The sequence below is a fragment of the Leisingera sp. G5_S3_59_S7 genome, from assembly GCF_054968485.1.
The window spans coordinates 17,764-36,745 of the sequence record NZ_JBQKUH010000045.1 but is presented as its reverse complement, the minus strand read 5'-3'; the positions used below and the strand labels follow the sequence as shown (position 1 = coordinate 36,745).

Below are 18,982 nucleotides of genomic sequence, written 5' to 3'. Positions count from 1 at the left end.
GCCGCACCGCTGGTGCGGCGCCATGCCCAACGGGAGCGGTGCATTTCAATGCACCGGCGACGGGCGGGAGCCTTTGCCCTTTGCGGAGTCTCCGGTGCCTAAGCCTGGCCTGTCAGCGTCTTGCCGCGGCGGTCGTGGCGCAGTGCGGCGTAGAGCACATGGGTGCGCCAGCGGCCATTGATCTGCAGGTAGGACTGGGCGACGCCCTCGTATTTGAAGCCGGACTTCTCCAACAGCCCGCGGGAGGCCTGGTTTTCCGGCAGGCAGGCAGCCTCGATCCGGGACAGGTCCAGCTTGGTGAACGCGTGATGCACCACCGCGCCGATCGCCTCGCGCATGTAGCCCAGGCGGGCAAAGGGCTGTCCGGTCCAATAGCCCAGCGTGCCGGCCTGGGCCGGGCCCCGGCGGATATTATCCAGCGTGATCGCCCCCACCAGAACCTGATCCGACCGGCGGATCAGGAACAGCGGCATGGCTGAGCCCGAGGATACCGAGCGGCGCGCCCAATAGACCCGGTTGGTAAAGCTCTTGCGGCTGAGGTGATCCGCCGCCCAGCTGGGCTCCCACGGGGTGAGATAGGCTTGGCTTTGCAGCCTGAGCGCCGCCCAGCCGTGAAAATCCGCATGCACCGGCGGCCTGAGAGTCAGGCGTTCGGTTTCAATGCGGACCTTGCGGCGGGTGAGCAGCATCAGGCGGCGCGCCTCTCCTGCAGCCTCTCAAGCGCCGGGGCATCCGCCACCGGGCCATACAGCGCCAGCGCCGCCGGGGCCGTCACGGCCATGGTCTCGGCCAGCGCCCGCACATCCTTGGTGGTCACCGCGTCGATCCGTTCGACAGTGCGCTCCAGCGACGGCACCTTGTCCCAGATCTGCACCAGCCGCGCCAGCCGCTCCGCCCGGTTAGAGGGGCTTTCCAGCCCCATCAGCATTCCTGCCTTCATCTGCGCGCGGGCGCGTTCCACTTCAGCGTCGCTCATGTCGTCCGCAGCGCGTTTCATCTCGTCTATGGTGATGCCCGCAAGCTCTGCCAGCTGCTCCCCGGACGTGCCGGCATAAACCGTCATTGAACCGGTATCGGCATATGAGCCCGCCTGGGAGAAGATGGTGTAGCAGAGGCCGCGTTTTTCGCGCACTTCCTGAAACAGCCGCGAGGACATGCCCCCGCCGAGCGCGCTGGCGTAGATCTGCGCAGTGTACATCGACTGGTCGCGGTAGCCCGGCCCCTCAAGCGCCAGCGCAAAATGCGCCTGCTCAAGATCCTTGATCTGCCGCGCCTCGCCGCCGGTGAAGGTGGCGCCTTCCGCGGTAAGACTGGTCTTGGCCTCCATGTGGCCGAACAGCCGGTCAGCGAGTTTAACCAAGGCGTCATGGTCCACACCGCCGGCCGCCGCCAGGATCATCTGGCCAGGACCGTAGTGTTCCTCGACAAACCCCTGCAAATCGGCGCGGGAGAAACTGCGGACTCGCTCCTCCGGCCCCAAGATAGTGCGGCCCAAAGGCTGGCCGCGGTAGCTCTCTTCCTGCAGCCAGTCAAAGATCACATCATCCGGCGTGTCCAGCGACTGGCCGATCTCTTGCAGGATCACCCCGCGCTCGACCTCGATCTCGCGCGTGTCAAAAACCGGGTTCAGCAGGATGTCCCCGATCACATCCACTGCCAGCGGCACGTCGTCCTTGAGCACACGGGCGTAATAGGCCGTCACCTCGCGCGAGGTGTAGGCGTTGATGTAGCCGCCGACATCCTCAATCTCCTCGGCGATCTGCAGGGCCGAACGGGTTTTGGTTCCCTTAAACGCCATGTGCTCCAGGAAATGGGCAATGCCGTTCTGCTCAAGCCGCTCGTGGCGGCCGCCGGCAGTGACCCAGATCCCGACCGCCGCGGATTCCAGTCCCGGCATATGCTCGGACACGATGCGGAACCCGTTGGCGAGTGTGTGCTGCTGAACTGTCAATTCGCGATGTTCTTTCTGATATGATCCTCGAGGGCAGCCAGATCGTTGGCGATCCGGGTCACCCGTTCCGGCCTCTCATACAGGTCCGCCATGCGCGGGGGAAGAGGCGGATGAATGCCGCTGGCGTCTTCGACGGCCGCCGGGAATTTCGCCGGGTGCGCCGTGGCCAGGGTGATCATCGGCACATCTGCCTTGCGGTGCTCATTGGCGACCTTCACGGCCACTGCGCCATGCGGGCAGATCAGCTCGCCCGAGGAGGCCAGCTCGGACTTGATGGTAGCGAGGGTTTCTTCCTCGGAGGTGCGTCCGGACTCATAATTCTCGGCCAGCGCCTGCATCGCGCCTTGGGAGACATCAAAGCCGCCGTTCTTCAGCTCATCCATCAAGAGGGCCACTGCCTTGCTGTCCTGGCCATAGGCATAGAACAATGCGCGCTCGAAGTTCGAAGACACCTGAATGTCCATCGAAGGGCTGATCGAGGGCTGGGTTTCGCCCTTGTAGTAGCCCTGCCCCGACAGGCAGCGATGCAGGATGTCGTTCTGATTGGTGGCGACCACCAGCTGGTCAATCGGCAAGCCCATCTGCTTGGCGATGAAGCCTGCAAAGATGTCGCCGAAGTTGCCGGTGGGCACAGTGAAGCTCACCTTGCGCTGCGGCGCGCCAAGGCTGACGGCGGAGGAGAAGTAATAGACCACCTGCGCCAGCACCCGGGCGATATTGATCGAGTTCACGCCGGCCAGTTTCACGCTGTCGCGGAAATCGAAGTCGTTGAACATATCCTTGACGCGCGCCTGGCAGTCATCAAAGTCGCCATCGACGGCCAGCGCATGGACATTGGCGTCCTGCGGCGTGGTCATCTGGCGGCGCTGCACCTCAGAGACGCGGCCATGCGGGTAGAGGATGAAGACATCCACGTTGCTCAGGCCCCGGAAGGCCTCCATCGCCGCCGAGCCGGTATCGCCGGAGGTGGCGCCTGCGATGGTCACCCGGTCGCCCCGGCGCTCCAGCGCGGTCTGGAACAGCTGGCCGATCAGCTGCATCGCGAAGTCCTTGAACGCCAGCGTCGGGCCGTGGAACAGCTCCAGCAGGAAATGGTTCGGCGCCAGCTGCTTCAGCGGTGCGCGGGCAGCGTGACCGAAGCTCTCGTAGGCGCGGGCAATGATGGCGCGGAATTCCTCATCGGTGAAGCAATCGCCAAGGAACGGGCGCATGACGCGAAAGGCGGTTTCCTCGTAAGACAGCCCCGCCAGCGCCGCGATCTCGTCGTGGGACATCTGCGGAATTTCCGCGGGCACATAAAGCCCGCCGTCGCGGGCCAGGCCCGTCAGCATCGCGTCTTCAAAGGTCAGCTCGGGCGCTTGGCCCCGGGTCGAGATATATTTCATCGCCTTCAGCTCTTCGGGTTGGGGCGGCTGCGCCGCAGAAAATAGATGGTCATCGCCGCCCAGATAAAGGCCAGCGAAAACCAGGTGATCGCATATTGCAAGTGGTCATTGGGGATGCCGGATGCCGAAACCGGCACCGGGCGCAGGGCCGCCTCTCCCTCAGGATTGGCGCGCAGGACGATCATCACAGCTTCGGTGCCGAGGTGGTCGGCCATGCGGTCCGCGTCCCTGGCATACCAGATGTTACCGGCCAGATCGGGCGCCGGCGTGTAGCTGTCGGTTTCCTGCGGCCAGTGAATGTTGCCTTCGATGACTGCCGGGCCGGTCAGGCGCGCGGCCTGCTTGTCCTTGACCGGGACAAAGCCGCGGTCGATCAGAACCCGGCGGCCGTCCTCCAGGCCAAACGGAGAGATCACCCGGTAGCCGGGGCCAACGCCCTTGATCGAGGTGAGGACATGCAGTTCCTGCGGGCCGATTACACCCTGCAGGCGCACGGGGCGGTATTTGTCGGTTTCAGGGTCCAGCGGCGCGGGCAGACCAGCGGCGGCATCACCGGCGATGCGTTCCTCGATAGTGTCGAGGATGCCTTCCTTCCAGGCCTTGCGCTGCAGCTGCCAGGTTCCAAGCCCGATCAGCACGGCCAGGCCCGCGCCGCTGATGATCAACAGGAAGATGACACGCCGCATCTGTGCCGCTCCGTTTCAAAACCAAGGGCGCGCAAGGTGTCCCTTGCGCGCCCTGTGTGTGACTTCATGACTGCGGATAATCAACCGCAAACATGTAACCGTTACAAACAGCCCGTTACAGGCCGCCCTTTACAGCCCGGAGGTGCCCCAGATGTAGACAGCCACGAACAGGAACAGCCAGACAACGTCCACGAAGTGCCAGTACCAGGCAGCGGCCTCGAAGCCGACGTGCTGCTCCGGGGTGAAGTCGCCCTTCATCGCGCGGATCAGGCAGACGGTCAGGAAGATGGTGCCGATTATCACGTGGAAGCCGTGGAAACCGGTTGCCATGAAGAAGTTCGAGTAGAACTCGTCACCGCCGAACTTCCAGCCTTCGTGCAGCAAGTGCGCATATTCGTAGCCCTGCAGGAAGGTGAAGGCGACGCCAAAGGCGATACCGATGGCCAGGCCCTGGATCAGCGCCTTGCGGTCGTTGTTGTGAACCAGCGCGTGGTGCGCCCAGGTCACGGCACAGCCCGACAGCAGCAGGATCAGGGTGTTGATCAGCGGCAGGTGGAACGGGTCGACCGGGTAGATTTCCGGCGCCACGTATTCAGTGCCGATGTAAGTCTCCATCGGGTACATGGCATGTTTGAAGAACGACCAGAACCAGGCGAAGAAGAACATCACCTCGGACATCACAAACAGGATGAAGCCGTAACGCAGGCCGATGCGCACGACGGGGGTGTGGTCGCCCTGGCGGCTTTCGGCCACCACTTCGGACCACCAGGCAAAGGCGGAGTACAGAACCGCGACGAAGCCGATCCAGAAGGCCCAGGCAGTGATGCCCTTCATCCAGAACACTGCGCCAACCAGCATGACGAAAGTGCCCACAGAGGCGGCCAGCGGCCAGATCGACGGCGGCAGAATGTGATAATCGTGATTTTTAGCGTGCGCCATTTAAGTGTCCCTCACCTAGCGGCCTAGTTCGTGGTTGAGCCTGCCCCGGTGTTATCCCCGGTTTCGAGCGCTGCATAGCCCTCGGGCAGATCGATTTCATGGAACGTGTACGAAAGCGTGATCGTATGCACGTATTTTGCATCCCGGTCGTCAATGATTTCGGGATCCACATAGAAGGTCACGGGCATCTGCACCCGCTCCCCCGGCTGAAGCACCTGCTCAGTAAAGCAGAAGCAGTCGATTTTCGAAAAGAACCCGCCGGCCTGATAGGGCGTGACATTGTAGGACGCCTGCCCCGCCACCGGGCGGTCGGTCGGGTTGTACGCCTCATAGAACGCCAGGCCGGTTTCGCCGAGGCGGACTTCCATCTCGCGCTGGACCGGCTTGAACTCCCACGGCATTCCGCGCTGCTTGGATCCGTCGAAACGCACCTTGATGGTCTGGTCCAGAATTGTGTCCGAACCGGCGCTGGCCACGCCGGTGACGCCGCCAAAGCCGGTGACCCGGCAGAACCAGTCGTAAAACGGCACCGACGCCCAGGACAGGCCGCCCATCAGGACAACCACGCCCACAAGCTGGAGAACGGTTTTCCGGGGACCTTGCAGCGCCATCAGTTCTGCTCCGCCTGGGTATCAGGAAAGGAGAAGCCGTTGGAGGTGACCTTGACCATGGTCAGGGCCAGGATCAGCACCACAAAGGCGGCCAGCAGGATGCCCACGCCCATGTTGCGGCCGGATCGGCGTTTGTGGATTTCATGTTCCTTGCGCAGCGCCATATTACCAGCCTCCCAGCCCGTAGGGCTTCAGCAGCGCCTCGGCCAGGATCGCGCCGAAGTGCAGAAACAGGTAGAGCAGCGACAGTTTGAAGAAGCTGCGCTCCACCTTGAAATTGTCTGCTTCGGAATCGTCCTCGTCGCGGCGGGAAATCTTCCAGGCGCCATGCAGGAACAGCGCGTTCATCACCAGCGCTGCGGCCAGGTACAGCGGCCCGCCGATGCCGGAGAATGCGGTGCCAACGGCCAGCAGCGCCAGCAGCACGGTGTAAACCAGGATATGCACGCGGGTGGCGCGGCGGCCGTGGGTCACGGTCAGCATCGGCACGCCTGCGTCGTCATAATCGGAGCGCATGAACAGCGCCAGCGCCCAGAAATGCGGCGGCGTCCACATGAAGGTCAGCAGGAACATCAGCCAGGGCTCAACCGACATGGTGCCGGTGGCGGCGATCCAGCCGATCACCGGCGGGAAGGCCCCCGCTGCGCCGCCGATCACGATGTTCTGCGGCGTCGCGCGCTTCAGCCACATGGTGTAGACCACCACGTAAAAGAAGATGGTGAAGGCCAGAAACGCACCGGCAAAGACATTGGCCGCCAGCGCCAGCATGATCACCGACAGGCCCGACAGCGCCAGACCCAGCGCCAGCGCCTCGCCCGGCTCGACCTTGCCGGCCGGAATCGGGCGGGACTTGGTGCGTTTCATTACCTTGTCGATGTCCGCATCCCACCACATGTTCAGCGCGCCGGAGGCGCCACCGCCGATGGCGATGAACAGGATGGCGCTGAAGCCGATTACAGGATGCACGCCGGCAGGCGCGGCCAGCAGCCCGACCAGAGCGGTGAACACCACCAGCGACATGACACGGGGTTTCAGCAGGGCGAAATAGTCGCCAAAGCTGGCCTCGTCCTCATATGCCCGGCTTGCGTTGATGCTTGCGTCGCTCATCTTGGGTCCTTTGGCGGCAACAGGTGCGCATCGCTGCGCACCCTGGTCTTTTCACTGCGGCAGATGGGGCGGCATGCGCCCCGCCTTCCAGCTATCAGTTGGAAGCGACCTGGTAGGCCTGCGGGATGCCCGCGTACTCTTCCTTGGCGCCTTCCAGCCAGGCGTCATACTCTTCCTGGGTCACGACCTTGACGGTGATCGGCATGTAGGCGTGGTCCTTGCCGCACAGCTCGGAGCACTGGCCGAAGTAGATGCCTTCCTTGCCTTCGTCGACCTTGAACCACAGCTGTGCCAGGCGGCCCGGAACGCCGTCCTGCTTCACGCCGAAGGCCGGGATGGTCCAGGAGTGGATCACGTCCGCCGCGGTCACGTTCATCACGATGGTCTTGCCCGAGGGCACGACAACGGCGGTGTCGGTGGCAAGCAGGTACTCGTCCTCGGCATAGCCGTTTGCGGCCAGCTGGTCCTTGGGCAGCAGGAAGCTTTCGAAGCCGAACTCGTGGTCGGTGTACTCATAGCCCCAGTACCACTGGTAGCCGGTCACCTTGATGTTGATGTCGCCCTCGGGGATCTCCTGCTGGGCAAACAGCTGCGGCAGCGAGAAAGAACCGATGAACACCAGCACCAGGATCGGCACCACGGTCCAGGCGATCTCGATCGGGGTATGGTGGGTGAACTTGGCCGGGGTCGGGTTGGCGCGGCGGTTGAACCGCAGGATCGCCCACAGCAGCAGGCCCGCGACGAACACGCAGATGACGGTGATGATCACCAGGATCATGTAGTCCAGGCGCTGCAGGCCTTCTGCCAGCGAGGTCGCCGCCGGCTGAAAGTTCAGCCCGCCGTCAACCGGCTTACCAATGGTTTCCAGGCCTTCTTGCGCCATTGCTGGAAGGCTCGAAAGGCCGGCAAAAAGGCCCGAAAGCATCAAAGCGTTTTTCATGTTCTGTCCTGATCGGTTGATCGCATTTATCTGCGGCAGCACGAATGGGGGAATCAATGATTCCACAAAACGCACCAGCCCCGTTGTCTTTGACGCCGCTTAAAATCATATTCGGGCGTACAGATAAAGAGGCAGCCAAGCGTCAAACCGTCGCTTTCTTGATTTAGATCAAAAAAATCCGAGGACCGTGCCATGGAAAACCCAGCCTTCCGCCCCTTTGAAACCGCGCTTCCGGAGGATGAGGCGCTGGCGACGCTGCGCGATGCGCTGAATGGCGCGGAGGATGGCGAGATCTTTGCCGAGCGCCGCAAGTCGGAGGCCCTGTCCTTTGACGACGGGCGGCTGCGCAGCGCCAGCTACGATGCGTCCGAGGGCTTTGGTTTGCGGGCGGTAAACGGCGATGTGGCCGGATACGCGCATACAACCGATGTCTCCATCGCGTCGCTGAAGCGGGCGGCAGAGACGGCCAAGCTGGCTGTTGGCGAGGGCGGCGGCACCTACTCGGACGCGCCCCAGGCGACCAACAAAAAGCTGTACACCGATGCCGACCCGATCAGCGCCATGCCGTTCCCGGTGAAGGTGGAGACGCTGCGCGAAATTGATGCCTATGCACGTGATCTGGATCAACGCGTGGTTCAGGTTTCCGCGTCCCTGGCTGCCTCGCTGCAAGAGGTGGAGATCCTGCGCGCGGACGGTGCGCGGGTGCGCGACACCCGCCCGATGGCGCGGCTCAATGTTTCGGTGATCGTGGAAAAGGACGGCCGCCGCGAAAGCGGCTCGGCCGGCGGCGGCGGGCGTCTGGGCCTTGATGGGCTGGTCGACCCCCAGCACTGGCAGGCCCAGGTGCAGGAGGCGCTGCGCATCGCCCTGGTCAATCTGGACGCGGTCCCTGCCCCCGCCGGCGAAATGGACGTGGTGCTTGGCCCCGGCTGGCCCGGCATCCTGCTGCACGAGGCGATCGGCCACGGGCTGGAGGGCGACTTCAACCGCAAGGGGTCGTCTGCCTTTGCCGGCCTGATGGGCCAGCAGATCGCTGCAAAAGGAGTGACGGTGCTGGACGACGGCACCATCCCGGACCGGCGCGGCTCTATCACTGTGGATGACGAGGGCACGCCAAGCCAGAAAACCACGCTGATCGAGGACGGCGTGCTGGTCGGCTTCATGCAGGACCGCCAGAACGCCCGCCTGATGGGCGTCTCCCCCACCGGCAACGGGCGGCGCCAAAGCTATGCCCACGCGCCGATGCCGCGGATGACCAATACTTATATGCTGGGCGGCAATTCCGATCCCGGCGATCTGGTGGCAGGCATTAAGGACGGTATCTGGGCCGTGGGCTTTGGCGGCGGCCAGGTGGATATCACCAACGGCAAGTTCGTGTTCTCCTGCACCGAGGCCTACCGGGTGAAGGACGGCAAGGTCGGCGCGCCGGTTAAGGGCGCCACGCTGATCGGCGACGGCGCAACCGCGCTGAAACAGATTCGCGGCCTTGGCAACGACATGGCGCTGGACCCCGGCATGGGCAATTGCGGCAAGGCAGGCCAATGGGTTCCGGTGGGCGTCGGCCAGCCCTCGGTGCTGATGGGCGGGCTGACCGTTGGCGGCTCGGCGGCCTGAATCATCCCGCAAAAAGCCGGTAAAACCATGATACTGCCGTAAATTTCCGGGCCGGATACCAGCGCTTCCGGCCCCCTCTGCCGCACGGAGCGGCGCAAGATCTTTTTGGGATTAATATTTCTTCATTTGTTTTCGACACTTAGGATAATTTTCAGGGTATTGGCCGAAAACTGCTGGCTGTTCACTAACTGTTAACCGCCTAAGGGTTAATTCTAATCCTGCAAACAGGCGGAGCTGCGGATGACTGAAGAAGCACATTCTTCCACTCACCCCCCACTCCCACCCACCACGGAAGATACTCAGTTTTCATGGCTTCGTCTGTTGCGCTCCAAGCGGGTCGGCCCGGTGACCTTTCACCGGCTGCTCGCTGAATACGGTTCAGCGCAGAACGCGCTGGAAGCGCTGCCCGAAGTGGCACGCTCCGCAGGCATCAAGGGGTATGAAACATGCCCTGCCAAAGCGGTGGACGCCGAAATTAAGGCCGCAAAAGCCGCCAAAGCGCGGCTTTTGTGCTTTCCGGACCCCGACTATCCCAAACTCCTGACCGGACTGAAGGACGCCCCGCCCCTGTTGTGGGCCATTGGCGATCTTTCGATTCTGGACCGTCCGATGATTGCCATAGTCGGGGCGCGGAACGCGTCCTCGCTAGGGCTGCGCATGGCCCGGTCGCTGGCGCAGAATCTGGGTGAAGCGGGGTATACTGTGATCTCCGGCATGGCCCGCGGCATTGATACCGCCGCGCATCAGGCGACGCTGCAAACCGGCACACTCGCAGTGCTGGCAGGCGGCGCCGATGTGATTTACCCCGCGGAAAACGCGCGGCTGGCCGAGGATATCTGCAAAACCGGCCTGCGGCTGTCGGAACAGCCGATGGGCCTCACTCCGCAGGCCCGCGACTTTCCCAAGCGCAACCGGATCATCGCCGGCATGGCCCGCGCCGTGATGGTGGTGGAGGCGGCGGCGAAGTCCGGCACCCTGATCACCGCCCAGGATGCGCTGGATTACGGGCGCGAGGTGCTGGCCGTGCCGGGCCACCCGTTTGATGCCCGCAGCTCCGGCTGCAACCGGCTGATCCGTGACGGTGCCCTGCTGGTCCGCGATGCTGCCGATGTGCTGGCGGCTCTGCCGCCGTGCGGCCTGCCCCCGCCCGATCCGGCCGGAAACCGCCTGCAAGAGGCACTGGCAGACCTGCCCCCGCCGCCGCCCCAGCGGCGCAGCCTGGCGCAGACCCACGCCCTGCACCAGCAGATCCTCGGCAGGCTGGGCCCCTCCCCCACCTCCGAGACCGAGCTGCTGCGCGACTTGTCCCTGCCGCCGCATGAGCTGGCGCCGGCGCTGACGGATCTGGAGCTTGAAGGCGCGATCCGCCGCCAGCCGGGCGGACTGCTGTCCAAGGCGTTTCCGGAGGACGGCGATTGACCGCAGGTGCTGCTTGAACGGCCTGTTTGCCGCCGCGGCCAATGCACCCGGATTGACAATCACCTCTTGCGCCCCACATGTTGCCCCGCCATAGAACCCGCAGAAGTGGTCCGAAGAGGTATCAGAATTTATGCCAGTAGTTGTTGTCGAATCCCCGGCCAAAGCAAAAACAATCAATAAGTATCTTGGCCCCGACTATACGGTTCTGGCGTCTTATGGCCACGTGCGCGACCTGCCGCCCAAGGACGGTTCGGTCGATACTGACAATGATTTTGGCATGACCTGGGAAGTCGCAAATGATTCCCGCAAACATGTGAAGGCCATCGCCGACGCGCTGAAAGACGATAATGCGCTGATTCTCGCTACCGACCCCGACCGCGAGGGCGAGGCAATCAGCTGGCACCTGCAGGAAGCGCTGACCAAGCGCCGCTCGATCAAGAAGGATACCGCCGTCAGCCGGGTGACCTTCAACGCGATCACCAAGGAAGCGGTGACCGAGGCGATGCAGAACCCGCGCCAGGTCGACATGCCGCTGGTGGAGGCCTATCTGGCCCGGCGCGCGCTTGACTACCTTGTGGGCTTCAACCTGTCGCCGGTTTTGTGGCGCAAGCTGCCGGGCGCGCGGTCCGCAGGCCGGGTGCAATCGGTCTGCCTGCGCCTGATCGTCGAACGCGAGATGGAGATCGAGGCCTTCAACCCGCAGGAATACTGGTCGGTGCGCGCACAGCTGGCGACCCCGCGCGGCCAGGAGTTCGAGGCGCGCCTGACCGTGCTGGGCGGCGACAAGCTCGACAAATACAGCCTGAAGAATTCCACCGCGGCAGAGCTGGCGGTGCAAGCCGTAGCGTCGCGCCAGCTCAAGGTGCTGTCGGTCGAAGCCAAGCCTGCGGCCCGCAACCCATCTGCGCCCTTCATGACCTCCACTCTGCAACAGGAGGCCAGCCGCAAGTTCGGCATGGGCGCGCGCCAGACCATGAACGCAGCGCAACGGCTTTATGAGGCGGGCTACATCACCTATATGCGGACCGACGGCATCGACATGGCGCCGGAGGCCGTGCAGGAGGCCCGCGCCGAGATCGAAAAGCGCTATGGCGCCGAGTATGTTCCCTCCTCGCCCCGGATTTACAAGAACAAGGCCAAGAACGCCCAGGAAGCGCACGAATGTATCCGCCCGACGGACATGAGCCGCGACGCGAAGGCGCTGAAGGTAACCGACGACGACCAGCGCAAGTTGTATGACCTGATCTGGAAACGGACGCTGTCCTGCCAGATGGAAGGCGCGCGGCTGGAGCGCACCACCGTCGACATCGGCTCGGACGACCAGCAGGTTGTGCTGCGCGCCACTGGCCAGGTGGTGCTGTTCGACGGTTTCATGCGTGTTTACGAGGAAGGCCGCGACGATGTCGCGGACGAGGACGACAAGCGCCTGCCGCAGATCATGCAAGGCGAGGCGATGAAATTCGCCTCCTCGCTGGCGGCGCAGGCCGAGAAGGCAGGCAAGGACGCTTCGGTCCTGTCGGACGACGGCGCCGTGCTGGCGCTGCAGCACCATACCCAGCCTCCGCCGCGCTATACCGAGGCGACGCTGGTCAAACGGATGGAAGAGCTCGGAATCGGCCGCCCCTCCACCTATGCCTCCGTGATCACCACGATCCAAGACCGCGAATACGTCCGCAAGGACAAAAACCGCCTGTTCCCCGAGGATAAGGGCCGGATCGTCACCATCTTCCTGCTCAATTTCTTCCGCAAGTATGTGGGCTACGAGTTCACCGCCAACCTGGAGGAAGAGCTCGACGACGTGAGCGCGGGCGAACGCGACTACAAGGACCTCCTGGGCAGGTTCTGGCGCGATTTCTCCGCTGCGATCGCCGAGACCTCCGAGCTGCGCATCACTGAGGTTCTAGACGTGCTGGACGACGCGCTGGCGCAGCAGCTCTACCCGCCGCGCGAAGATGGCACCGATCCGCGCATCTGCCCGAAATGCGGCCAGGGCCAGCTTCACCTGAAGACCTCGCGCACCGGCGGTTTTGTCGGCTGCGGCAATTACCCCGAATGCAACTACACCCGGCCGATTTCCGGCGAAGGGGCCGAAGGCTATGAACGCATCCTGGGCGAGGACGACGGCGACGAAATCCACCTCAAATCCGGGCGGTTCGGGCCTTATGTTCAGCGCGGTGAGGCGACGCCCGAGAACAAGAAGCCCCCGCGCTCATCGCTGCCCAAGCAAGGCAAGGACTTCCTGCCAGGCTGGGGACCGAATGAGATCACCCTGGAGCAGGCGCTGACCCTGCTCACCCTGCCGCGCGAGATCGGCCAGCATCCGGATGGCGGTGAAATTCAAGCCAACCTGGGACGGTTTGGCCCCTACATCGCGCATCAGCTGCCCGATGAGGAAAAGCCAGTTTATGTGAACCTTAAGGAGACGCTGGACGTCTTTGAGATCGGCATGAACCGGGCGGTGGAGATGCTGGCTGAGAAACGCGCCAACCCGGGCCGCCGCGGCAGCCGGGCTGCCGCCAAGCCGCTGAAGGAACTCGGCGAACACCCCGAAAGCGGCGGCGCGGTCAACATCATGGACGGGCGTTACGGGCCTTATGTCAAATGGGAGAAGGTGAATGCCACCCTGCCCAAGGACGTGGAGCCCAAGGACGTGACCATGGAGATGGCGGTCGAGCTGATCTCCGAAAAAGCGTCTAAAGGCGGCAAGAAGAAAACCGCCGCAAAGAAGCCCGCTGCCAAGAAACCTGCGGCCAAGAAAAAGGCCGCCCCGAAAAAGGCCGCCGCTAAGGATTGATCCCGGAGGAAGGGACAGGGGCGGCGCCTCCCGCCGGCTGCGGGCGCATTAACATGCGCCCTGCCCGTTGGGCCCGGCGCCGCTGGCGCGGCGCGCCCGCGCCTCGCACCCCCGGCGTGCTGCGGGTCAAGGGCGGCGCAGACGCAGCGTCAGCGGCTTGCCCTTGAGGTGTCGCGCAGCAAGACAACACTCCCAAACATCCGTTAAGGGCAGCCTGCCTTTAACGGGCAATTCTGCAAATCCTTCCACGCCGCGCAGCGGCGCCACGCCCAAGCCTGACGGCGCCTTGCCGCAGGCACAGGCGCCGGGAGGGCGCGGGAGCGCACCTCCCTCCGTAGAAATACGCAAACTTCTCCGTATCGTTGACTTGTGCCCGCCCCGGCGTCAGAACCACTGTCAAACGGTAGTTGTTGGGAGAGCTCCATGAAAAAGGTTTACGCCAACGCCGCCGAAGCGCTCGACGGGCTGCTTCACGACGGCATGCTGATCGCCGCGGGGGGCTTTGGCCTCTGCGGCATCCCCGAACTGCTTCTGCAGGCAATCAAGGACGCGGGCACCAAGGACCTGACCTTTGCCTCCAACAATGCAGGCGTTGACGATTTCGGCATCGGCATCCTGCTGCAGTCCAAGCAGGTGAAAAAGATGATCTCCTCCTATGTGGGCGAGAACGCTGAATTCATGCGCCAGTACCTGTCCGGTGAGCTGGAGCTGGAATTCAATCCCCAGGGCACCCTGGCCGAGCGCATGCGCGCCGGCGGCTGCGGCATTCCGGGCTTTTACACCAAGACCGGTGTCGGCACCGTGATTGCCGAGGGTAAGGAACACAAGGACTTCAACGGCGAGACCTACATTCTGGAAGAAGGCATCTTTGCCGATCTTTCCATCGTTAAGGCCTGGAAGGCGGATGACACCGGCAACCTGATCTTCCGCAAGACCGCCCGCAACTTCAACCCGCCTGCCGCCATGTGCGGCAAGATCTGCGTGGCGGAAGTGGAGGAAATCGTGCCCCGCGGCGAGCTGGACCCCGACCAGATCCACCTGCCGGGCATCTACGTGCACCGCATCATCCAGGGCGAGCACGAGAAGCGCATCGAGCAGCGCACCACCCGCAAGCGTGAGGAGGCTTGAACCATGGCTTGGGACCGCAACCAAATGGCCGAGCGTGCCGCGCAGGAACTCGAAGACGGCATGTATGTGAACCTCGGCATCGGCATTCCGACGCTGGTGGCAAACTACGTGGGCGACAAGGACATCACCCTGCAGTCGGAGAACGGCATGCTGGGCATGGGCCCCTTCCCCTATGAGGGCGACGAGGATCCGGACCTGATCAACGCGGGCAAGCAGACCATCACCGAGCTGGCGCGCACCTCCTACTTCGACAGCGCAACCTCCTTCGGCATGATCCGCGGCGGCAAGATCGCAGCAGCGATCCTGGGCGCGATGGAAGTGGCCGAGAACGGCGACCTGGCGAACTGGATGATCCCGGGCAAGCTGGTCAAGGGCATGGGCGGCGCCATGGATCTGGTCGCGGGCGTCGGCCGCGTGATCGTGGTAATGGATCACACCAACAAGCACGGCGACAGCAAAGTGCTGAAGGAATGCACCCTGCCGCTGACCGGCAAGGGCGTGGTCGACCGCATCATCACCAACCTGGGTGTTCTGGATGTTGTCGATGGCGGGCTGAAGATCGTCGAGCTGGCCGAGGGCGTCAGCGAAGAGGAGCTGCGCAGCTCCACCGAAGCCACCATCGTCGGCTGATCCCGGATCAAAACTGGCAATGATGGCCCGCCGGTTTCCGGCGGGCCTTTTTCGTTCAGGTCATGCTGGCGGTCACACCCCGGCAGCCGCTCCGGGACGCGGCCGGGGCCGCAGCGTGTGCCAGACCGCACCTGCAGGCGGGTTGATGATTTCCCACATGTAGACGCGCTTATCATGCCAGTTGACGATCTTTTCCCGCCCGTCCTCAAACACCACCACGCAATAGCTGCCCTGCGCCGGATCACAGCTGTCGCGGCCCAGAACGGTGACAATGACCGGGTCGACCAGATGGCTTTTCAACAGAACCATTGCCTTGGTCTGCTTGCCAGAGACATAGAGCGCCCCTGCAAACAGCGCCGCCGCCAGCAGGAGAAACCCCAGACCCGAGAATTTCCGGAACGGGTTGAACTCCGCGAGCTGCGGCCCGAATGCGGAGAAGACGAGCCGCCCGAAAAAACCAATGAACGCCAGCAGGGCGAACAGCAGAAGCTTTCCACTAAGACTTTGCGCACCCACGGCAATTTCCGATGGGTTAAATCCCAAATCCAAATCTGTTCTCCAATAAAATTAAGCTAAAAATATATGCTTTATTGCCAACATACCGGCGGCTCTGGGCAGATGGCAGGGCGTCTGCGAAAAATCTCCGCAAATCGGGCCGCTGCGAAACGTCTGTTCAGAAGGTTATCTGCTTTGGCCGCCGCAGCCCCCAAGGACCGCTGACGCGTGCCCAGCCAGCGGCAGCCGGGTGATGCAGCGAACCGGCGCCGAAGGGTTGCCCAAACCCGCTGCAGCGGTTCGCACGGGGAAGCCGCCGGTAGTTCAGGCCGCTGCTCAGCTTCAGCCGCCGCTCGGAACTTGCACAGCGGCTGTCCCAGCGGGCACCCGCGGCAGTGTCACCGGCAGCAGAACGCCACCGGCAAGAACAGCGGCCAGCGCCGCCATAAGAATTTCCCGTTTCATGCGCGGGACCCCGCGCAGCCGCGCGGGCAGTGCTTCGCCGGTTGCCCAATCATGCCTTGGCCCCTCCCGCATTGAATTGCACGCCTGTGCCGGACGCCGCATCCGGGCGCGTGTCCGCGGCCGGTGCCGTCAGCGCAGCAGCAATGCAGGCAGCCAGTATCACCGGCCCGAACGGTGAAGCCATCGGTTTGAAAAGACGTCTCATGCCAGTCCCCCTAACAAAGTGTACCGATCTGTCAACTCACGCCAGTAAGGTGTACCGATCGGTACTTTAAATCAAGGACTTTTTCTCGCGACCAAGGCTGCACGGCGGCGCCCGGTCTTAACGCCTTTTTGTTGCAGCAAAAATATTTTTGATTTGCCGGGCGGGCGCGGCGCCAATATGTACCGAACGGTACACTTGAGGACGAATCATGCGCCCCAACAAGCGAGACGAACTGGTCAGCAAGGCCTTGGAGGTCTTTTACCGGGGCGGGTTCCACGCCACGGGAATGGACACGCTGGTCAAGGAAACCGGCATCTCCAAGACTTCAATCTACAAGCACTTCCGCACCAAAGACGACCTGATTATTGCCGTGCTGCGCCTGCGGGACGAGAACTTCCGGACCTGGCTGTTCAATCGGATGGAGGCTTTGTCGGATACACCGGCCGGGCAACTGCTTGCAATGTTCACAGCTCTTGGCGAATGGTTCGGCAAACCGGAATTTGCCGGCTGCATGTTCATTAAGGCAAGCGCTGAGTTTCAGGACCGGGCGCATCCGGTGTATCAGCAGTCAACTGAACACAAGCAGATGCTGCTGAAGCATTTCACGGGCCTGGCCAAAGCAGCCGGTGCGTCCGACGCCTCAGGACTGGCCCGGCAGCTGCTGACACTAAAGGAAGGCGCGATCGTGCTGGCGGCCATGTCGGTGACCCCCGATCCGGCCGGGGACGCCCGGCACACGGCCCGGATGCTGCTGCACCCCTATCTGGCGGAGGACTGAACCGGGCCGGGCTAGTTCATCACCCGGAACACGCAGCCATCGGAGATCAGCTGCGGCGGTGTCAGGCACAGGCCGCGGGCCACCTGATAGGCTGCCAGCACCTTGGGCACGTAATCGCGGGTTTCAGCAAAGGGCGGCACCCCCTGGTGGTTTCGCACGGCCCCCTCGCCCGCGTTATACCCGGCCAGCACCAAAATCGGGTCGCCGCCGAACTCCGTCATCAGCCAGTCGAGATAGCGGATGCCCCCCGAGATATTCTGCTGCGCCTCCAGTGCGTCCGTCACGCCAAAGCGCGCCGCGGTATCGGGCATCAGCTGCATCAGCCCCTGGGCGCCAGCGGAACTGATTGCGTCCGCCTTGCCTGCGGATTCAACAGCGATCACAGCCAGCACCAAGGCAGGCGAGACCTGTGTGCTGGCGCTTTCGGTCAGGATCTGAACCCCGCGGGACTGGGCGATTTCCTGCATCAGCTGCAACCGCGGCGCCGCCAGCCCCTTGGCCCCGGCCAGCGCCTGCAGGGCGTCGTCCAAGCGCCCGGGCCCGCTCTCCTCAACCCCGGGAGAGATCTTGTCCCAGAACCAGCCATACCGCCCGGGGGTCTGATTTGCGCTCTCAATATGCTCCCGCTCCGGAGCGGCTGGCTCGGCCTCCGGTTCCGGCTCGATCTGAACGGTGATGCGCTTGCCGGCGCCCTGCGCAGGCGGTTTCACCCGTTTCGCCTCGAACTGGGGAAACGGTTGCGGCGGTGCCTCCTGCCCCGCTGCTGTCAGGGGCACGGCAGAGGCCGCCAGTGCCAAAATCGCGTTACGGACTGCCATTTCTTTGCCTGCCAGTGGATTCTGCCACGCGAGACTCGGGAAATTGGCTGCTGAAAACCAGCCTTTGGCCGCCAGAATCTGGCGCAATCGCCATATTTTCCCGACTCTGGCGCGGAAATGCCACGGGCCGCCAAAAGGTAACGGAAAATTAATGCCTCAAAATCATAGGGTTACGGAAATCATTGCCAAAAAGTAAAATTGAGGCGGCAATTTCCGGCTTTCAGCCCAAATCCTGCCACGCTGGGCTGGCTATATAAGCTCATCCAAGCCGGACAGAGGTCAAGCAGGTGAGAGAGCGGACCCTGGCGCGAAGGCGGGATAGTTCAAATTCTGAGATCCTTTGGAGGGACCAAGCCATGATCAAATTCTTCAAAAACTTCCGCAAAGACGAATCCGGCGCCGTGACTGTTGACTGGGTTGTGCTGACCGCAGCCGTGGCCGCTCTGGGCGGTGTTGTCTACACCGCCATCGAAGACGGCGCGTCGGACCTGACCAGCAAGACCGGTTCTTACCTGGGCACCCAAGCTCCGACCTAATCGCTTATAGTGGTCTGACTGACCGCGTGACAGGCCGCCCGTTTCCGGGCGGCCTGTTTCGTTTGCAGGCATCCTGAATCCCGCCGCTTTCCTCAGTTTTTTCAGCGCCAACTGATCCGCCAGGTTTCCCGGCAATAGGGCAGAAAACTCAGTATTACGCCCAATTAACGCCCCATTCATGAAGCTTAATAGACTCATCAACCGGCGGGCAGGCCAGAAGGAGAGAGCTGGCCAGATCGCCCGGCGGGCCAGATACAGCATTTCAGTTTCCTTTGGAGGGACCAAGCCATGATCAAATTCTTCAAAAACTTCCGCAAAGACGAATCCGGCGCCGTGACTGTTGACTGGGTTGTGCTGACCGCAGCCGTGGCCGCTCTGGGCGGTGTCGTCTACACCGCCATCGAAGATGGCGCGTCGGACCTGACCAGCAAGACCGGTTCTTACCTGGGCACCCAGGCTCCGACCTAATCACTGCCTGACT

19 protein-coding genes are annotated in these 18,982 nt (G+C 63.0%); 8 read left to right on the top strand and 11 right to left on the bottom strand.

The genetic code is table 11. From position 1 onward, the window contains the following. Window positions 1–98 precede the first annotated feature (98 nt). The 9 genes from ACTRWG_RS17235 to coxB all read right to left on the bottom strand — a co-directional run bounded on the left by ACTRWG_RS17235 (window position 99) and on the right by coxB (window position 7,619). Window positions 99–689 carry a GNAT family N-acetyltransferase gene (locus ACTRWG_RS17235; protein WP_259970638.1) on the bottom strand — a complete coding sequence of 197 codons (591 nt, stop codon included), beginning with the start codon at window positions 687–689 and terminating at the stop codon, window positions 99–101. Beyond that, the gene (locus tag ACTRWG_RS17230; protein ID WP_027236771.1) at window positions 689–1,951 is read right to left on the bottom strand and encodes a M16 family metallopeptidase; all 1,263 of its coding nucleotides are present in this window, start codon (window positions 1,949–1,951) and stop codon (window positions 689–691) included. Before ACTRWG_RS17230 ends, ACTRWG_RS17235 begins: the two co-directional genes overlap by 1 nt. After that, window positions 1,948–3,336 (bottom strand): threonine synthase, encoded by a 1,389-nt coding sequence (gene thrC / locus ACTRWG_RS17225; protein WP_027236770.1) that lies wholly within the window; start codon window positions 3,334–3,336, stop codon window positions 1,948–1,950. The genes ACTRWG_RS17230 and thrC overlap by 4 nt, the downstream gene beginning before the upstream one ends. Before the next feature lie 5 nt (window positions 3,337–3,341). Next, window positions 3,342–4,022, bottom strand: coding sequence for an SURF1 family protein (locus ACTRWG_RS17220; RefSeq protein ID WP_027236769.1), 681 nt, complete (start codon window positions 4,020–4,022; stop codon window positions 3,342–3,344). 129 nt (window positions 4,023–4,151) lie between these two features. Then, entirely contained in the window at window positions 4,152–4,961 is an 810-nt protein-coding gene (locus ACTRWG_RS17215; protein WP_027236768.1) for a cytochrome c oxidase subunit 3, read from the bottom strand. A gap of 23 nt (window positions 4,962–4,984) precedes the next feature. Continuing rightward, window positions 4,985–5,572, bottom strand: coding sequence for a cytochrome c oxidase assembly protein (locus tag ACTRWG_RS17210; RefSeq protein ID WP_027236767.1), 588 nt, complete (start codon window positions 5,570–5,572; stop codon window positions 4,985–4,987). Continuing rightward, window positions 5,572–5,736, bottom strand: a complete 165-nt coding sequence (locus ACTRWG_RS17205; RefSeq protein ID WP_027236766.1) for a hypothetical protein — start codon at window positions 5,734–5,736, stop codon at window positions 5,572–5,574. The genes ACTRWG_RS17210 and ACTRWG_RS17205 overlap by 1 nt, the downstream gene beginning before the upstream one ends. Window position 5,737: 1 nt before the next feature. Beyond that, window positions 5,738–6,679 carry a heme o synthase gene (cyoE, locus tag ACTRWG_RS17200; protein WP_027236765.1) on the bottom strand — a complete coding sequence of 314 codons (942 nt, stop codon included), beginning with the start codon at window positions 6,677–6,679 and terminating at the stop codon, window positions 5,738–5,740. A gap of 94 nt (window positions 6,680–6,773) precedes the next feature. After that, window positions 6,774–7,619 (bottom strand): cytochrome c oxidase subunit II, encoded by an 846-nt coding sequence (coxB, locus tag ACTRWG_RS17195; RefSeq protein WP_027236764.1) that lies wholly within the window; start codon window positions 7,617–7,619, stop codon window positions 6,774–6,776. 192 nt (window positions 7,620–7,811) lie between these two features. On the opposite strand from coxB, the gene tldD reads away from it, so the two are divergent. The 5 genes from tldD (at window position 7,812) to ACTRWG_RS17170 (ending at window position 15,204) form a co-directional block, all read left to right on the top strand. Further along, window positions 7,812–9,233 (top strand): metalloprotease TldD, encoded by a 1,422-nt coding sequence (gene tldD / locus ACTRWG_RS17190; protein WP_462829671.1) that lies wholly within the window; start codon window positions 7,812–7,814, stop codon window positions 9,231–9,233. A 240-nt stretch (window positions 9,234–9,473) separates the two neighbouring features. After that, window positions 9,474–10,652: a DNA-processing protein DprA gene (gene dprA / locus ACTRWG_RS17185; RefSeq protein ID WP_462829670.1), complete on the top strand. Its 1,179-nt coding sequence runs from the start codon at window positions 9,474–9,476 to the stop codon at window positions 10,650–10,652. A 130-nt stretch (window positions 10,653–10,782) separates the two neighbouring features. Continuing rightward, window positions 10,783–13,446, top strand: coding sequence for a type I DNA topoisomerase (gene topA, locus ACTRWG_RS17180; RefSeq protein ID WP_462829669.1), 2,664 nt, complete (start codon window positions 10,783–10,785; stop codon window positions 13,444–13,446). A gap of 423 nt (window positions 13,447–13,869) precedes the next feature. Continuing rightward, window positions 13,870–14,574, top strand: a complete 705-nt coding sequence (locus tag ACTRWG_RS17175) for a CoA transferase subunit A (RefSeq protein WP_027236760.1) — start codon at window positions 13,870–13,872, stop codon at window positions 14,572–14,574. A 3-nt stretch (window positions 14,575–14,577) separates the two neighbouring features. Then, window positions 14,578–15,204, top strand: coding sequence for a CoA transferase subunit B (locus tag ACTRWG_RS17170; RefSeq protein WP_027236759.1), 627 nt, complete (start codon window positions 14,578–14,580; stop codon window positions 15,202–15,204). 72 nt (window positions 15,205–15,276) lie between these two features. On the opposite strand, the gene ACTRWG_RS17165 is transcribed toward ACTRWG_RS17170, so the two are convergent. Then, window positions 15,277–15,720: a hypothetical protein gene (locus tag ACTRWG_RS17165; protein ID WP_084299647.1), complete on the bottom strand. Its 444-nt coding sequence runs from the start codon at window positions 15,718–15,720 to the stop codon at window positions 15,277–15,279. Between the two features lie 857 nt (window positions 15,721–16,577). Between ACTRWG_RS17165 and ACTRWG_RS17160 the strand changes: the two genes are divergently transcribed. Beyond that, on the top strand, window positions 16,578–17,147 hold the full coding sequence (locus ACTRWG_RS17160) for a TetR/AcrR family transcriptional regulator (RefSeq protein ID WP_027236757.1): 570 nt from the start codon (window positions 16,578–16,580) through the stop codon (window positions 17,145–17,147). A gap of 11 nt (window positions 17,148–17,158) precedes the next feature. Here the strand turns inward: ACTRWG_RS17160 and ACTRWG_RS17155 are convergent, their stop codons facing one another. Then, window positions 17,159–17,965: a lytic transglycosylase domain-containing protein gene (locus tag ACTRWG_RS17155; protein ID WP_027236756.1), complete on the bottom strand. Its 807-nt coding sequence runs from the start codon at window positions 17,963–17,965 to the stop codon at window positions 17,159–17,161. 356 nt (window positions 17,966–18,321) lie between these two features. On the opposite strand from ACTRWG_RS17155, the gene ACTRWG_RS17150 reads away from it, so the two are divergent. Next, the gene (locus tag ACTRWG_RS17150) at window positions 18,322–18,501 is read left to right on the top strand and encodes a Flp family type IVb pilin (RefSeq protein WP_027236755.1); all 180 of its coding nucleotides are present in this window, start codon (window positions 18,322–18,324) and stop codon (window positions 18,499–18,501) included. 288 nt (window positions 18,502–18,789) lie between these two features. Then, on the top strand, window positions 18,790–18,969 hold the full coding sequence (locus tag ACTRWG_RS17145) for a Flp family type IVb pilin (RefSeq protein WP_027236755.1): 180 nt from the start codon (window positions 18,790–18,792) through the stop codon (window positions 18,967–18,969). Window positions 18,970–18,982 lie beyond the last annotated feature (13 nt).

Excerpts from the sequence above, each read along its gene's own strand:
- ACTRWG_RS17235 (WP_259970638.1), bottom strand. The coding sequence starts at position 689 with ATGCTGCTCACCCGCCGCAAGGTCCGCATTGAAACCGAACGCCTGACT.
- thrC (WP_027236770.1), bottom strand. The coding sequence starts at position 3,336 with ATGAAATATATCTCGACCCGGGGCCAAGCGCCCGAGCTGACCTTTGAA.
- ACTRWG_RS17220 (WP_027236769.1), bottom strand. The coding sequence starts at position 4,022 with ATGCGGCGTGTCATCTTCCTGTTGATCATCAGCGGCGCGGGCCTGGCC.
- ACTRWG_RS17215 (WP_027236768.1), bottom strand. The coding sequence starts at position 4,961 with ATGGCGCACGCTAAAAATCACGATTATCACATTCTGCCGCCGTCGATC.
- ACTRWG_RS17210 (WP_027236767.1), bottom strand. The coding sequence starts at position 5,572 with ATGGCGCTGCAAGGTCCCCGGAAAACCGTTCTCCAGCTTGTGGGCGTG.
- ACTRWG_RS17205 (WP_027236766.1), bottom strand. The coding sequence starts at position 5,736 with ATGGCGCTGCGCAAGGAACATGAAATCCACAAACGCCGATCCGGCCGC.
- cyoE (WP_027236765.1), bottom strand. The coding sequence starts at position 6,679 with ATGAGCGACGCAAGCATCAACGCAAGCCGGGCATATGAGGACGAGGCC.
- coxB (WP_027236764.1), bottom strand. The coding sequence starts at position 7,619 with ATGAAAAACGCTTTGATGCTTTCGGGCCTTTTTGCCGGCCTTTCGAGC.
- tldD (WP_462829671.1), top strand. The coding sequence starts at position 7,812 with ATGGAAAACCCAGCCTTCCGCCCCTTTGAAACCGCGCTTCCGGAGGAT.
- dprA (WP_462829670.1), top strand. The coding sequence starts at position 9,474 with ATGACTGAAGAAGCACATTCTTCCACTCACCCCCCACTCCCACCCACC.
- topA (WP_462829669.1), top strand. The coding sequence starts at position 10,783 with ATGCCAGTAGTTGTTGTCGAATCCCCGGCCAAAGCAAAAACAATCAAT.
- ACTRWG_RS17175 (WP_027236760.1), top strand. The coding sequence starts at position 13,870 with ATGAAAAAGGTTTACGCCAACGCCGCCGAAGCGCTCGACGGGCTGCTT.
- ACTRWG_RS17170 (WP_027236759.1), top strand. The coding sequence starts at position 14,578 with ATGGCTTGGGACCGCAACCAAATGGCCGAGCGTGCCGCGCAGGAACTC.
- ACTRWG_RS17160 (WP_027236757.1), top strand. The coding sequence starts at position 16,578 with ATGCGCCCCAACAAGCGAGACGAACTGGTCAGCAAGGCCTTGGAGGTC.
- ACTRWG_RS17155 (WP_027236756.1), bottom strand. The coding sequence starts at position 17,965 with ATGGCAGTCCGTAACGCGATTTTGGCACTGGCGGCCTCTGCCGTGCCC.
- ACTRWG_RS17150 (WP_027236755.1), top strand. The coding sequence starts at position 18,322 with ATGATCAAATTCTTCAAAAACTTCCGCAAAGACGAATCCGGCGCCGTG.
- ACTRWG_RS17145 (WP_027236755.1), top strand. The coding sequence starts at position 18,790 with ATGATCAAATTCTTCAAAAACTTCCGCAAAGACGAATCCGGCGCCGTG.